Origin of the sequence: Allolucifera butyrica, assembly GCF_900476375.1 — a bacterium.
Taxonomy (GTDB): Bacteria; Bacillota; Negativicutes; order Sporomusales; family UPPP01; genus Lucifera; species Lucifera butyrica.
Genome location: NZ_UPPP01000078.1, coordinates 23,648 through 38,401, shown reverse-complemented (window position 1 = coordinate 38,401; position 14,754 = coordinate 23,648). Strand labels below are relative to the sequence as shown.

Annotated in this window: 15 protein-coding genes; 5 read left to right on the top strand and 10 right to left on the bottom strand. The window is 44.5% G+C overall.

Going from position 1 to position 14,754, the window contains the following annotated elements; all coding sequences use genetic code 11:
• The first annotated feature begins 267 nt into the window (after positions 1–267).
• The 4 genes from LUCIF_RS14555 to LUCIF_RS14540 all read left to right on the top strand — a co-directional run bounded on the left by LUCIF_RS14555 (position 268) and on the right by LUCIF_RS14540 (position 4,645).
• Positions 268–1,437 carry an iron-containing alcohol dehydrogenase gene (locus tag LUCIF_RS14555; RefSeq protein WP_122628613.1) on the top strand — a complete coding sequence of 390 codons (1,170 nt, stop codon included), beginning with the start codon at positions 268–270 and terminating at the stop codon, positions 1,435–1,437.
• A 97-nt stretch (positions 1,438–1,534) separates the two neighbouring features.
• A complete protein-coding gene (locus LUCIF_RS14550; RefSeq protein ID WP_122628612.1) occupies positions 1,535–2,935 on the top strand; it encodes a sodium:solute symporter family protein in 1,401 nt (466 codons plus the stop codon).
• Positions 2,936–2,981: 46 nt separating this feature from the next.
• Entirely contained in the window at positions 2,982–4,160 is a 1,179-nt protein-coding gene (locus LUCIF_RS14545) for a sialidase family protein (RefSeq protein ID WP_207857737.1), read from the top strand.
• Positions 4,157–4,645: a NanQ anomerase/TabA/YiaL family protein gene (locus LUCIF_RS14540; RefSeq protein WP_122628610.1), complete on the top strand. Its 489-nt coding sequence runs from the start codon at positions 4,157–4,159 to the stop codon at positions 4,643–4,645. The genes LUCIF_RS14545 and LUCIF_RS14540 overlap by 4 nt, the downstream gene beginning before the upstream one ends.
• An 8-nt stretch (positions 4,646–4,653) precedes the next feature.
• On the opposite strand, the gene LUCIF_RS14535 is transcribed toward LUCIF_RS14540, so the two are convergent.
• From LUCIF_RS14535 to LUCIF_RS14515, 5 genes are all read right to left on the bottom strand, one after another.
• Positions 4,654–5,460 carry an energy-coupling factor ABC transporter ATP-binding protein gene (locus LUCIF_RS14535; RefSeq protein ID WP_122628609.1) on the bottom strand — a complete coding sequence of 269 codons (807 nt, stop codon included), beginning with the start codon at positions 5,458–5,460 and terminating at the stop codon, positions 4,654–4,656.
• Positions 5,460–6,389, bottom strand: coding sequence for an energy-coupling factor transporter transmembrane component T family protein (locus tag LUCIF_RS14530; RefSeq protein ID WP_122628608.1), 930 nt, complete (start codon positions 6,387–6,389; stop codon positions 5,460–5,462). Before LUCIF_RS14530 ends, LUCIF_RS14535 begins: the two co-directional genes overlap by 1 nt.
• A complete protein-coding gene (locus tag LUCIF_RS14525) occupies positions 6,386–6,718 on the bottom strand; it encodes a PDGLE domain-containing protein (RefSeq protein WP_122628607.1) in 333 nt (110 codons plus the stop codon). Before LUCIF_RS14525 ends, LUCIF_RS14530 begins: the two co-directional genes overlap by 4 nt.
• Positions 6,719–6,722: 4 nt before the next feature.
• On the bottom strand, positions 6,723–7,400 hold the full coding sequence (cbiM, locus tag LUCIF_RS14520) for a cobalt transporter CbiM (protein ID WP_122628606.1): 678 nt from the start codon (positions 7,398–7,400) through the stop codon (positions 6,723–6,725).
• Between the two features lie 229 nt (positions 7,401–7,629).
• Positions 7,630–9,150 carry a PAS domain-containing protein gene (locus tag LUCIF_RS14515; protein ID WP_165866010.1) on the bottom strand — a complete coding sequence of 507 codons (1,521 nt, stop codon included), beginning with the start codon at positions 9,148–9,150 and terminating at the stop codon, positions 7,630–7,632.
• Positions 9,151–9,330: 180 nt separating this feature from the next.
• On the opposite strand from LUCIF_RS14515, the gene LUCIF_RS14510 reads away from it, so the two are divergent.
• Positions 9,331–9,837 carry a PAS domain S-box protein gene (locus tag LUCIF_RS14510; RefSeq protein ID WP_122628604.1) on the top strand — a complete coding sequence of 169 codons (507 nt, stop codon included), beginning with the start codon at positions 9,331–9,333 and terminating at the stop codon, positions 9,835–9,837.
• A 148-nt stretch (positions 9,838–9,985) separates the two neighbouring features.
• On the opposite strand, the gene LUCIF_RS14505 is transcribed toward LUCIF_RS14510, so the two are convergent.
• The 5 genes from LUCIF_RS14505 to LUCIF_RS14485 form a co-directional block, all read right to left on the bottom strand.
• Complete coding sequence (locus LUCIF_RS14505) at positions 9,986–10,153, bottom strand: FeoB-associated Cys-rich membrane protein (RefSeq protein WP_122628603.1); 168 nt, start codon at positions 10,151–10,153, stop codon at positions 9,986–9,988.
• A gap of 23 nt (positions 10,154–10,176) precedes the next feature.
• Entirely contained in the window at positions 10,177–12,321 is a 2,145-nt protein-coding gene (gene feoB / locus LUCIF_RS14500) for a ferrous iron transport protein B (protein ID WP_122628602.1), read from the bottom strand.
• 14 nt (positions 12,322–12,335) lie between these two features.
• Positions 12,336–12,566 carry a FeoA family protein gene (locus LUCIF_RS14495; RefSeq protein WP_122628601.1) on the bottom strand — a complete coding sequence of 77 codons (231 nt, stop codon included), beginning with the start codon at positions 12,564–12,566 and terminating at the stop codon, positions 12,336–12,338.
• A gap of 698 nt (positions 12,567–13,264) precedes the next feature.
• A complete protein-coding gene (locus LUCIF_RS14490) occupies positions 13,265–13,537 on the bottom strand; it encodes an SHOCT domain-containing protein (RefSeq protein ID WP_207857721.1) in 273 nt (90 codons plus the stop codon).
• A gap of 85 nt (positions 13,538–13,622) precedes the next feature.
• Positions 13,623–14,552, bottom strand: coding sequence for a helix-turn-helix transcriptional regulator (locus tag LUCIF_RS14485; RefSeq protein ID WP_122628600.1), 930 nt, complete (start codon positions 14,550–14,552; stop codon positions 13,623–13,625).
• Between the last annotated feature and the right edge of the window lie 202 nt (positions 14,553–14,754).

The following is a 14,754-nucleotide window of genomic DNA, read 5'->3' as shown; positions in this document are numbered from 1 at the left end:
GGGAAATATTTATTACGGCTCTGAGCCTTGCGGCGATAACGGCCGGGTAAAGCCAGAACCGATATTAATAACTCTTGAGTACCTAGTGGTCTGTAAACCCTAATTCTATAGTGTTCTTACGAGAAGTTTTCCGCCCTGCTTTGTTGTCGTCGGCTTACATATTCGCGATATGTGCGCCTTCTCCGCCTCGCAGGGCGAAAAACCTCTCACAATTCATCCTGTAGCTTTAGAGTTTACAGACCACTAGAAAATGAGGGGATAATTAAAATGAGTTTTACGGAGATCTATTCTTTACTAAATGCCGGTAAAATTATTGCCGGTTTTAACTCTATAGAAACAATTGCCAGGGAAGTTACGGCCTATAATGCAAAAAAAGTACTTATTATTACGGACCAGGGAGTATGGAATGCGGGATTAATTGAAAAACCAAAAAGTATATTGGAATCAGCCGGTATCCGGGTTTACGTTATTAACAACACTCCACCGGAGCCGGAAGTTGAACAGGTAAATATAATTTTTAACGCGGCCAAAGAACTTGAGTGTGACCTCATTATCGGTATCGGCGGCGGCAGCTCGATGGATGTTGCTAAAATTGTCGCAGTAATGCTGACTAATGCCCCTTCCTTAAGCGAAATTCTGGCTGGTGCCAAAATTGAAAAACGGGGTATTCCCGCATTCATGGTGCCAACTACGGCAGGAACGGGGTCGGAGGTTACGCCCAATGCCATTTTTTTGGTGCCGGAAAAAGAATTAAAAATTGGGGTTGTCAGTGAAAAGCTGTTGCCAGACTGCGTAATTCTTGATCCCGTGCTCACTATCGGTCTTCCCAAGGCGATTACGGCGGCAACGGGGATGGATGCCTTATCTCATGCTATTGAATGTTATATATCCAAAAAGGCCAATCCATTTAGCGATACCTTTGCTTTGAAGGCGATCAATCTTATAGCTCGCAGTATCAGGCAGGCATATAACAACGGACAGGACCTGGAAGCCCGCCATGATATGCTGCTTGGGGCCATGTTCGGCGGACTCTGCATTTCCACCTCCAGCACCGTAGCTGTGCACGCTTTAGCCTATCCCTTAGGCGGTAAATATCGAATTCCTCACGGTTTGTCTAATGCGATTCTCTTACCCCATGTAATGAATTTTAATATGGATGCAGCGGCGGCAAAATTTAAGGATATTGCCATTGCAATGGAACTGGGGACGGATGGGCTTTCGACCAGGCAAGCAGCGAAAAAAATGATTGAAAATCTTTACTCTTTAATCAGGGACTTAAACATTCAAGTAAATCTAAAGGAAATGGGTATCAGGGAAAGCGATATTGACTCCATGGCGGAAGCAGCCTTAAAAGTAACCCGTTTGCTAGATAATAATCCGAAACCTATGAATCGAAATGATATTTACGGAATTTACAAGAAGGTATTCCCCGGTTAATTTGGGTATGTGCCGCCGGAATCCGGAGTCCGGCAGCAACTATAATATACTAAAAATTGAGATGAATGGGAAAATTTAGAAAAGGGAGGGACATTAAATGAAAGAATTTAGTTCCATAGATACGGTAATTATTGTTAGCATGATAATAGCGTATATTCTATTTACTTCCTGGTTAACAGTCAGATTACGCAGTAAAAACACGGAACAGTTTATGGTAGCCTCGCGGGCTATGCCGGCCATTGTTGTGGGTGTTTTGCTGATGTCGGAATTTATTGGAGCCAAGTCGACAGTAGGAACTGCCGAATCAGCCTTTAAATATGGTATAGCGGCAGCCTGGTCTGTTCTGGGAGCGTCCATAGGGTATTTTTTGTATGGTTTATTTATGGTAAAAAGATTATATGGTTCAGGGGAATATACCATTTCCGGGGCTATTGCCCATAAATACGGTAATTCTACCAAGTATGCCGTTTCCATTATCATGATTTATGCACTGCTTTTGGTAAACGTCGGCAACTATATCAGTGGTGCAGCAGCGTTGGCTACCGTACTGAAGGTGCATCTGCCGACGGCCATGTGCATTATTGCCGTGGTCAGCACCTTTTATTATGTGTTTGGCGGCCTTAAAGGCGTTGCGTATGTAACTGTTTTACACAGTGCGATAAAATATATAGGCGTTGCAATTATTCTAGTTGTAGCATTATCAATGACCGGTGGCATCAGTCCTATGGCAGCAAAATTACCCGATTATTATTTTACGTGGGATGGTAAAATCGGCGCTTCTACAATCCTTGCCTGGGTCATTGGCACGGCAGGCGCTATATTTTCCACCCAGTTTGTAGTGCAGGCCATTTCTTCAAGCAAAAGTTCCGAGGATGCTAAAAAGTCGACGATGTATGCAGCGCTGTTTTGCTTTCCTCTGGGTTTTGCTTTGGCCATTATCGGGGTAGCGGCGAGATATCTTTTTCCTCAGATGAAGGCTCTCTATGCTCTGCCGATTTTTATGGAAGGCATGAATCCGTATTTAGCCGGAGTTGTGGCTACCTCTCTTGTCGCTTCCGTTTTTGTCAGCGTCAGTACGGTTGCTTTGGCAATTGCTTCTTTAGCAGTTAAGGACTTCTATGTGCCTTTTTATAAACCTAGTGAAGAAAAGGAATTTAAAATGACCCGGATTATTTCCATAATTATTGGATTTCTCCCCTTAATTTTTGTATTCTTTGCACCGGAGATTCTCAAGCTATCTTTCTTTACCCGCGCAATTCGCCTGTCCATATCGGTAGTAGCAATGATTGGTTTTTATTTGCCGTTTTTTAACAGTTCCCGCGGCGCTAACATCGGCCTGTTGGGGGCTGCTGTTGCTACTAGCGTTTGGTACATGCTGGGTGACCCCTATGGCATTAATAATATGTATATTGCTTTGCTTTCTCCAATAATAATTATTGCTGTTGAAAAATTGTTCTGCAAAAAAGACATTAAGCCAGAAGCGGCTAGTAAGAATTGAGCGGTTTTAATAAATATTGAATACTGGAGGGATATGATTGAATAATATGGAGGATAAACAGGGTTTTCTATATCCGGTTTCGAGAGACCTTGTCAGAGTGGAAGCTTATTTACCATCCAATTGTCTCCAAAATCATGCTTCAAATATTATGCCGTTAGCAAATGGCGATTTGTTATGTGTTTGGTTTGCCGGAACCCAGGAAGGAATGTCGGATATATCCATTTATATGTCCAGACTAAATTATGGTGAGTTAAAATGGTCAGAAGCGGTTAAACTGTCCGACGACCCTACAAGATCAGAACAAAATCCTGTCTTGTTTCCTGTTCCGGATGGAACTTTATGGCTATTGTATACGGCTCAAAAATCCGGTAATCAAGATACCGCTTTCGTGAGACGACGTATCTCAAAAGATAATGGATATACTTGGGGGCCCGTAGAGACTCTATTTGATACTCCGGGTACCTTTATCCGTCAGCCTGTTGTTATTCTTAATAGTGGAGAATGGCTCGTGCCAATTTTTCGCTGCCATGTAACCCCGGGAAAGAAATGGGTAGGAGATCACGATACCAGCGCCGTAAAAATTTCCGCCGATAAAGGTAAGTCATGGATTGAATATCCAGTGCCCAACAGCACCGGCTGTGTACACATGAATATTGAGAAACTGGCGGACGGAACTTTACTGGCCCTTTTCAGAAGCCGCTGGGCGGATAACATTTATATGAGCCGCTCTACAGATAATGGCAGAACCTGGACTGATCCGTATCCGACAGAATTGCCCAATAATAATTCATCGATTCAGTTTACAAGACTAAATAATGGGCATCTGGCAATGGTGTTCAATAATGTGAATGCCACAAAGTGCACCCAACGCAGGCAGTCTTTGTATGACGAGATTGAGGATGAAGATAAGAGCAAACCTATAAATCTTAAATCAGCTATTGAAGAAAGCAATTCTAATCAAAAGGCAGCATTCTGGGGGGCGCCGAGAGCACCGATGACGATTGCTATTTCTGAAGATAACGGAAAGAACTGGCTATACATCAGGGATCTAGAGGTAGGCGATGGTTATTGTATGACCAATAATTCCAAAGAAAAACTAAATAGGGAGTATTCTTATCCGTCCATTAAACAGACCCGTGACGGGAAGATCCACATTACTTTTACTTATTACAGACAAGCCATAAAATATGTTTGTATTGAGGAAAGCTGGGTCAAGGAGAAATGATTACAGGGTATTTATTAAATATAAGAAAAGAATTGACTTTATATCCGGCAGGATTGCAGGCGGGATTTAGGTTTCTTTTAGAAACAAATCTTTCAAAATTAACGTTGGGACGTCATGAAATTCTAGGGGATAGGATGTATGCCCTGGTTTCCGAATACGAAACAGAACCAAAAAGCAAACGGAGACCAGAAGCTCATCAAAGATATTTAGACATACAATGTATATGTTCGGGTGAAGAAATGATTGGCTCGGGACCTTTAGAAGCTGCTGGCGAAATTGTAGAAAAATATATTAAGCAGCGGGATATAGTTTATTATAAAAATATGGCCGCAGAAACAGAAATAAATTTTAATCCCGGAATGTTTGCTGTATATTTTCCTTGGGATGTGCATAGACCCAATTGCTGCATTGATGGAAAAAGCGGCAAAGTTCGCAAAGTTGTCGTAAAAATAGTGATGACGTCAATTGATCTTGATAATAAATAACTATAGCATTATTCTTCTTTATGAATATGAACGTGTCCGTCTTGACCGTGTAAATGCACATGATAGCGCGGATCAATCAGATTGGCGGCCAGCAGCAATTCCCGGTCGGCCAGTATGGACTGATGCCGGCCATCGGCAAGGATCCGGTGGTTTTCACCAAAAACAACCACCCGGTCCGCCAATTCCGGCAGCAGTTCCAGATGGTGGGTGGCAACAATAATGGTTTTTCCCCGCTGATTTAATTCACTGATGGCATCAATTACCCAGCGCTGTGACTTGGGATCGAGGCCGTTTGTGGGTTCATCCAGAATTAATACAGCCGGGTTCACAGCCAGAATGGCAGCGATGGCAACTTTCTTTTTTTCGCCGCCGCTTAAATGATGGGGCGGACAATCGGCCAGAGGCCTAATTCCTGTATATTCAAGGAGTTCCTCGGCCCTTTTTTTTGCCTCTGGAAAGGATAATCCCATAGCCAGCGGGCCGAACATAATTTCATCCAATACGGATGTACAAAAGATTTGCACATCTGAATTCTGAAAGACAAAACCGATTTTTTGCCGAAAGACGGCGGCAAAAGACTTATCCCGCATCGCAGCGGCTGTAAGATTGACGCCGAACGCCGACACTGTGCCGGCAGTAGCAAAAATCAGCCCGGCCAGAATTTTTTGCAGCGTCGACTTGCCGCTGCCGTTCGGTCCCAGTAAAACTATTTTTTCACCGGCCTGCACGGTTAAGTCAACAGAGTCTAAGGCGGATTTTGCCGCCTGATACCGGTAACATACCTCGGCTAGCTGGTAAATGCAAGATGCGGACATCAGAAAAAACCTCCCCAGGCGGAAAAGCAAATTAGAATAATCAATCCGGTAAAACCGGCTTCCGGTATGCGGAACGTAAGCGGCAAGTCGGCGGGATATTCGCCGCGATACCCCCGGGAAGCGAGAGCCTGATTCAACTCACAGCTATATTCCCCGGTAAGGCGCAGGAAACCGGCAATTGTACCGCCGATCCAGGAAAGTTTGGCTGATTGGGATTCCCTGCCGGCCAGACGGCTCTTACGCCCCAATAAGTAATCCATAAACAAAAATAAAAAGAGATATAAATAGCGGTAGGTCAAATCAAAGACGGTAACTGCTACCGCAGGTAGTCCTAATTTAGCCAGACTCTTAGTGAACAAAGACCAGCGGGTGGTCCTGACATGCAGCGTGACCAGGCCCAGAGAAGCGGCTCCCCGCAATATAACAAAAAAAGCCCCCTTCAGTCCTTGTTTGGTAACAGTGAGTTCAACGGGAAGGTTAAACCAACCGGTCTGCCAATGCAGTCCGCTATACAGCACAAAGAGGGGTTGTCCCGGTGTAATCCAGTTCAAGATACCCGGCAGGACGGACATCCCGGTGAATAAAAAAACAGGAATGAAGATTCTTGCCAGATAAACTTTGCCGCCAATTCCGGCATACAAGGCGGCAATAAACACGATACTGTTCAGGAAAAGGAGAAACGAAATGCTTTTGGTTGCGGTGGCTGTTACCAGTAACGCAACTATGCCGACTAGTTTTACCGTGGGATCCAGATGATGAAGAATTTGGCGATTGCTAAGGACAGCTATGGAATGACTATCCTCAGCAATCAACGAACTAATTTCATTCAATGTCTTTTCCAGATAATCCCGGCTTAACAGTCTTTTTTTCGGCTCCGGCAGCTTTGTGGGTGTTTGCTCCAACCATACGGGTAGAACTTGCGGTCTCATTTATCGGAACAAGCCTGTTTATTCCGGACTGGGAAAAGACGTTTGGCAATAAACAGAATCAAGGTATAGACTAAGAGCGAACCGATCAGTGCGGAAAGAATATAACCGGCAAAGCTGGACAGAGTACCTTCTCCTAAAAAGTGTATATTATAATCGGGGAAAATTGCCTGCCACCGGTTACTTAACTGTTCCAGTCCCTGCGGCACATAACCGAGTGTTTCCTTTAAGTCCTGACGGTCCCATTCGCCCCAGGCCGTGCCGTTGGCTAACAGCCCCAGTGGTGAGCAGATAACCAATAAGGCGAGGATAAACCAATACCGCTTGTACATAGAGTCAAACCTCCTTAACGTTGCCGGTTTTAGAATGATAAGTTATAAATTTCAAAGCCATCGCCGTTACCAGACCCTCAACAACGCCGGCTACAGTCAAGTGTGCCAGCATCATGGCGGGGATAGTTACATCAAGCCCGTAAGGGCAGTACAAAGGCACCCCGTCGGCAGTTTTAAACAATAAGGGTTGAATGCCGAACTCGATAGAAGCCGCCAGCGCGGCTGTGTTTAGGCCAATATAACCGGCAAAAGCGCCGGCTGCAAATTGCCGCCATGAGCCCGGTTTAGCTTTATGACTCAATAAGCGATATAAGTAATATCCGGCAAACGGCGCAAGGAAGGCCATGTTAAATGTGTTGGCCCCAATTGCTAAAATTCCGCCATCACCAAATACAAGAGCCTGAATAATTAAGGCAACCGTCATGGCCAGAACAGCCGCCCACGGGCCAAGGACAATGGCAAGCAAAACGGCGCCGGTTGCATGGGCGGTTGTTCCGTCTGGAACAGGTATGTTGAACATCATAATCAAGAAGGCAAATACCGCACCCATCGCCAGCAGCGGAATGCGGGAAATGTCCAGAGTCTGTTTTAATTTAGAGGACGCCCGGTACCAGACCGGAACCATGGCGGCACCTAAGGTAGCGCAGGTAGACGGGCTTAAATATCCATCGGGAATATGCACAAAGATAACCTCCTGAAACAATAATTTAGGAAACGGCCTAAAAAAATAAAAACCACGTCAAGTTACCCTTCATGGGGAATACCTTCGTGGTCTAATTCACACTATTTTAATTTTGTTTTTGCGGTATAACCAACTTTCAAGTCTTAGCGCGAATGTCATATTCGCAGATTTAATTTAAAAGTATTCTAGCTTATACTGAAATATTCCTGCTGTCTTTGTAAAAAATATATCAATTAGGCTGGTGCGAAGCAAAGCGGATGTAAATTGTGGTGCCGTTGCTGCTGGTTTCAAAATCAATGATGGCGTTATGCCGTTCAGCGATGCTGAAACAGATTGCCAGTCCCAGACCGGTACCATTATCCTTGGTAGTGATAAAAGGAGTGCCGATATTAGCCACGATATCCGGTGGAATGCCGGTTCCCTGATCTTTAACAGCCAACACGACCGTATCATTTTCAACATAAGTAAAAAGCGTAAGCAGGCCTCCCGCAGCCATGGCATCAAAGCCGTTACGGACTAAATTTAAAATCAGCTGCCGTATTTCTTTTTGATCCAGAAGTAAAGGCGGTACTTTGATCAAGGTGGCGGCAATATTCTGGCCGCTTATGCGCGCATCCGATTCCAGCAAAGGCAGCAGGGAGCGGACGAGATCATCCAATTGGCACGGACTTCGCTCCAACGACTTATTCTTGGCTAGCGAAAGGAATTCGGTAATAATCTGATTGGCTCTGTCCAGTTCTTCGATCATCAGCTGGAATTGAGGGAGAAATTGGGTTAGCTCCGTTTTGGTGCTGAGCATTTGCAGATAGCCCCGGACGGTCGTCATAGGATTACGGATTTCGTGGGATATGCCTGCGGCCATTTGACCGACTAAATTGAGCCGGTCCAGACGGGCCAACTCATCCTGCAGTTTTTTCTGCTCTGTTATATCCCGGACATATACGGCGACGGCGCCGTCCGCTAGGGGATAGATGGTCATATCAAACCAACGCCGGCCAAATTCCCAGTATCCTTCGTAGCGTACCGGTTCATGCTGGTCTGCCGCTTTGGCGCAATCCTCGAAGAAACGCCGATGATCTCCGAAAAATACCTCTTCAATTTTTTGGCCGAGTAAATTCCGGCTACTATGCAGCGAAGCGATAATTTGATTGACATAGGTAAACCGGCGTTCGGCATTTAATACAAAAAAACCATCCGATATACTTTCCAAAATGTCATAAATTTGTTGATGCGCTTCCCGGAGCTTGACCGTACGCTGCTCAATGCGGGTTTCCAAATCCACTTTGTATTTGGCGAGCTCCTGCAAGGTCTGTTTTTGGGCTGTGATATCGGTAAGGATAAATAATATTCCCGGTACTTCTTCATCCGGTACTAAGATACGGGTTATTTCACAATCAATATAAAATAAATCCCTTCGCTGCAATTTTATGCTAAGGCGGCAGGAATTTCCTGTCATCAGGGTATGTTCAAATTTGCTGCTTAGTTCATCCGCTGTTTGCGGGGATAAGAAATTGGCTAGCATATCTTTATGAGAAAATCCTATTAATTCATAACACAAACGGCCTACGACTTTTTCCGCTGCCGGGTTAATCATCTGACAGCGCAGTTCTTTATCAAACAGAGCGACCCCGAGAGTTGTTTTGTAAAAAAACGCCTGCAGCGTGTCAGTATAGCTGTTTTTTTTTGTTTTAGAGCAGGTTGAATTCTTAGAAATTGGTGCCAGGAATTGTAGTGACTTATTTAAATCCAAAATCGCAGACTCCTTTCCCAATAAAATATATATATAGTTATCCATTTAATGGTAAATACCTCTAATTTTGTAAAAAAAATTATTGTGAAAGTCATAAGAAAAAAAGTGGAAGGATAGAGTAGTTTCTTGGAGAATTATGAGAGAAAATGGCGTAAAAAATTATATTTCAGGGAGTAATTTATGAAACGAAAAGCGTTTTCACCATTGAATATGTTAGAACCTATGGAATCGTTTTTCTCGCAGATCTTGAATTCGACACCGCAATGCATCCTGTTGATTGATGTAAAGACGAATTTAATTGTTTATGCCAATAAAACCTGTGAAGATTTGTATGGTTATACGCAGGAGGAACTCCTCGGAGTTCCGATGGATGCGCTTAATTCGACAGGAAGAAGCATTATCCAAAAGGAAATGCAAGGGGTAAAAGATAAGTATCCGAAAGCACACTGTTTTAAAGGCGTACATACTCATCAAAGCGGCGTCTCTATTGAGGTGGAGATTGTCTCCAAACTGACCATCATTCACAACCGGCAGTACTTTTTATACAATATTAGCAGCCGGGACAGGCGGGAAAAGTATGAAGCGTCCAGTAAAAAGTTTTTGGCGGTATTGCCTGGCGGGATACGGCAGAGGGCTGACACGGTACGGATTGAGGCAGAATTTGAACAGGCACTGCAGGAAAGCTGACCGGAATTAGAAAAACCGCTAATGCGGTTTTTCGGTAATTGGTAATAGGTAATTGAAAGGATAGGACGCGGGAAAACTTATAAATTTTAGTGTATTTAATAAAAAGTAAATCAGCCGGTTTATCAGTTACCGGCTGATTTTTGTTTTTTTAGTCTTTCTGCTTTTCGGGATGGGAAAAACCGGAGCAGCAGCCGTTGCAGGATTTGCAACTGTCTCCGCATTGGCAGGTGTCTTTTCCGTTAAGAGCCCGCCAGATAATTCTGGCAACATAGCCAAAGGCTGCAATGCCTAACAAGGCTAAAATAACTGTCTCCATTTTTAACGAACTCCTTTCCTTTTTTAATAACCAAGGAGTAAACCGGCATGATATACAAGGAAAGAGACAATCCAGGCAAGGGCGGTAGAATAAACCATGCTAAAGGTCATCCATTTCCAGGAGTTAGTCTCCCGCTTGATGACGGAGATAGCAGCGATGCAGGGAGTGTAAAGGAGTACAAATACCATTAATGTATAAGCGACCAGGGGTGAGAAGGAAGGGTCGGCGGCCAGTGCATTTTGGAGGGCGGAACTGTCATCTTCGGCAGAGCCGCTACTATATATCGTACCCATCGTACTGACGACGACTTCTTTTGCGGCAAAGCCGGCAAATAAACCGACTCCCATTTTCCAATTAAAGCCCAGAGGCTTAATTAAAGGTTCGATAAAATGCCCAAAGCGGCCGGCATAGCTATTCGCCAGTTTTTCTCCGGCTTGTTCCGCATCCAGTTGATTCAGTTCCTCTTTTTGCGGCTGTTCCAATTCTAACTGGGTGTTTACAGTTTGTTCAATTTGGGCCTTGGCCTGTTCATAATTTTTACTGTAAGAGACATCGTTAGGGTAATTGGTTAAAAACCAAATCAGGATGGATACGGCTAAAATAATAGTGCCGGCTTTTTTTAGGTAAAGAACGCTGCGCTCCCACATATGCATGAACACACTGCGCAGGGTGGGTAAATGGTAAGGCGGCATTTCCATGACAAACGGTTCAGAGGCGCCGGAAAATAAAGTTTTACGAAATAAGAATGCCATAATAATGGCCATGATAATTCCCAATAAATAAATTGAGAAAAGTACACTACCGGCGGCAGCCTGCGAAAAGAAAGCGGCTATTAAAAGGGTATAGACCGGCAAACGGGCGCTGCAGCTCATTAGGGGGGTGACTAAAATCGTCACCATGCGGTCCCGTGGATTTTCCAAAGTGCGGGTTCCCATAATTGCCGGCACGCTGCAGCCGAAGCCGAGCAACAAGGGAATGAATGATTTGCCGTGTAAACCGACGGCCCTCATAATCCGGTCCATAACGAAGGCGGCCCGGGCCATATAGCCACTGTCCTCCAACAGGGCAATACCCAGGAAGAGCAGTAAGATTAAGGGCAGGAACGAAACGACGCTGCCAACGCCGCCAATGATTCCGTCAATAATCAGGGATTTCAGGTCACTGGCCGGCATAGAATGACTGATTAACTGGCCTAACTGATTTATACCGTCTTCGAGCCATCCTTGCGGATAGGCGCCAACCGTAAATACAATATTGAAGAGAAGCCACATAATGCCTAAGAAAATGGGCAGGCCGAGAAGGCGATGGGTTAGAATGTTATCGATCTTATCGGACACGGTTTGATAGTGGTCGCCCCGGGATGCCACACAATCCTGATAGATTTCACTTACGGCCCGGTAACGGCACTCCGCTATGGCAAATTCAATATTATTTTCTGTTGCGGCTTTATATTCGGCGCGAAGCGTTTCTGCCAGCGTTATTGCCGCCGTATTTTCACTAACCCGGGTTACCTGGCGTTTAATATTTTCGTCATTTTCCAGCAGCTTAACAGCCAGCCAGCGAACTGGATAGGCCAATCCGGGAGTCATTGACAGAAGTTCACTCAGTTTATTAATTTTATTTTCGATTTCAGGATCATAATTTAATGTAAAGGATTGTTTCTTTTTTCTTTCGGCCACATCAACAACCGTTTTGATTAAAGCATCAATTCCCCTGCTCCGGTTTCCTACTGTCCGGACTATAACCGAACCTAATTTCTGTTCTAACTTGCGGTCGTCAATCTTAAGCCCCATACTTTCGGCCACATCGGTCATATTGAGCGCGAAAACAACCGGTTTTTCCAATTCCAGCAATTGAACAGCCAGATATAAATTACGTTCCAGATTGGAAGAATCCAGTATATTGACCAGGATGTCCGGCTGTTCTTCTACGATAAAATTGCAGGCTACAATCTCATCCAATGAATGAGCGGTGAGGCTGTAGGTGCCTGGTAAGTCAACTACTAATAAATTTTTACCGGCATAATGGCGCATTCCCTGACGTTTTTCTACCGTGACACCGGGATAATTCCCCACATGCTGACGTGCGCCGGTAATGCTGTTAAAAATAGTGGTTTTTCCCGAATTGGGATTGCCGGCCAATGCTAAGGTTAATCTGGATGTAGTCATAAAATAAGCCACCCCTATCCAATCTGTACTTCAACAAGTGCTGCTTCAGCTTTGCGCAATGCTAAATTAAAATTCTTTATTTTAATTTCAATAGGGTCACCTAACGGAGCATAGCGTTGAATTCGAAATTTAGTTCCCGCAACTAACCCCATGTCGATCATTCGCCGTTTGATTGTTCCATTGCCGGCTACGCCGGTAATGATTCCTGTTTCACCGGGAGCCAGTTGGTCAAGGGTTTTACGCATTCTGGTCAAGCCTCCTTCTATCAAATAAATGATAACGATTATCAATGTCAAATATAATAATAGGCCATTTAGTGATATTTGTCAAGCCAAAAAGGTGGATTAAAAATGACTCACAGCGCTCTTATCATTTAATTAATAAAATTTTGGACAGGTATGTATAATTACCACCAAATAAGGAGATCATGATATTAAATATAAAATTTCTCCTCTCCCATTGGACGTAATCTTACGTCCGCTTTTTTTTTTTGGGCCTATGTATGATGTATGGGCTGAAGAGTTTCCCGGCGGAAGTTATAAAAGGAGATTTCGCCCTACCGGTTGTAGACCAGGTTTCTTTAAGCAGTCACCATAATTTGACTGGTATTCATTGACCGCCAAATGAAATACTAGATATATAAAGGATCTGCAGTTCTTGTATTGTGGGTCCTTTTTTATAGATAAGGGACTCTCTCAACAGAGAGGGTCTCTTTTCATGGGATCAGAAATTATAACTTTTCGGGTTATTTCTAAAATAACACATTCTTCTTAAGAAAGCCGAAAAGTAAAATAATTTCTTTCCACTTAAAGACCCTTTGGGTCTTTCTTGATTAGATAAAAACGCTGCGCGGTTTCGGTTCATGACGCAGGAGATTTAGCAGACTGGATCCCCCGCAAAGCCAAGCGACGGACTCGTACGAGTCCGTCGCTTGGTCTAATTCTTATAGGTCGTTTAAATCCTGTTTCATCCGGTGAAATTCTTCGGTTGTAATTTCACCCTTGGCGTAACGCAGCTTTAGTATATCAAGAGCATTGGCGGGCGGCTTAGCGGGCTGATTGTGGAATGTCAACCGGAAAAGCCAGATAATTCCAAGGACAATCAGTACGGTAAATGCCAAATGAATGAAAATGCCAAGGCCCATGCCAAACCAGTCCCAGGGGCTGCCAAATCCAAAATGACCGCCGTAGCCATACCCGTAACGTCCAAACATCATATCACAACACCTCCTGTTTTTAGTATAACAACGAATTATGGAGAATTTGTGAATAAGATGTGTCAAATTTGTAAAATGTTTTGGTTTACGTTTCGGCCATAATTTCTCCCATATGTGACACGTCATAACCGCCCATACCGGCGATTTCAATACGGAAAGCTGCTGACTGCAGGGTGTTTAACAGAGTCTGAAAATGAGGTTTGGCTATATCCGTTTTACGGATTACCAGATCATACCGTTCTTTTTGGAGTGGCATAAAGTCGATGCCGGCAACTTGCAGGGCTACTTTTTCAATACCAACGCCGACATCTGCTTCGCCGCGGGCAACACAACTGGCTATGGCCAGGTGGCTGGTTTCTTCATGGTCATAGCCTGGAATCCGGCCGGAATCGATCTGAAGGAGGCGCAACTCCTCGTCAAGCAGGACCCGGGCGCCTGAACCCGGTTCCCGGTTGACAAGCCGGATATCAGGACGGATTAGATCCTGCCAGGATAAGAGCTGTTTTGGATTTCCCTTCGCAACATAAAAACCCTCAGTTCGATAAACAAGGTTGATAATTATTGTTTTATGGCCCGGCAAAATGCGCCGGACATAGGGGACGTTGTAAGAATCGGTGTCACTGTCCCATAAATGAGCAGTAACCGCATTGGCCGTACCCCGGTAAAGAGCAAGCAGGCCGTCGATACTGCCGCTATAGTTTCGTAAGCAGCGGAGGGCAGGCATGGTTTTTTCCATATGACGGGCAATAATATCCAATATCGCGTCCTGCCCGCAAAGAATCAAAGTTTCCTGCGTTCCGGTCTCAACGGAAACAGCACCGGACTGCTGCCGGGCCGGACAGGCACCCTTGGATTTATTGATGTAAATATCCAGATCAGGCGCGTCAATTCTTACCTTGCGGCCAATGCGGTAGGCGGCGAGGTCGCCGCGCTTAATCATTTCATAAACGGTAAACCGCGAAATTTTTAATAGTTTTGCTACCTCTTCCGGCGTGTAAGATGTTGTGTCCGGCATAATTTCACCTCGTTTTAAGATACGTATTCTGTTATCCATAAATGAAAGACTCAACCTTCGCTTACGACAGCGGCCCCTCTGCCGGGATTGCCGCCAAACTGGTTTACAGACGGGCTCTTCCGAGCCCTGAGCCTTGCGCTACGAGCCAAAAAAACGCGTTAGCGGTTTTTCTCATAAACCTCTTGCATTTATCTTACAATAA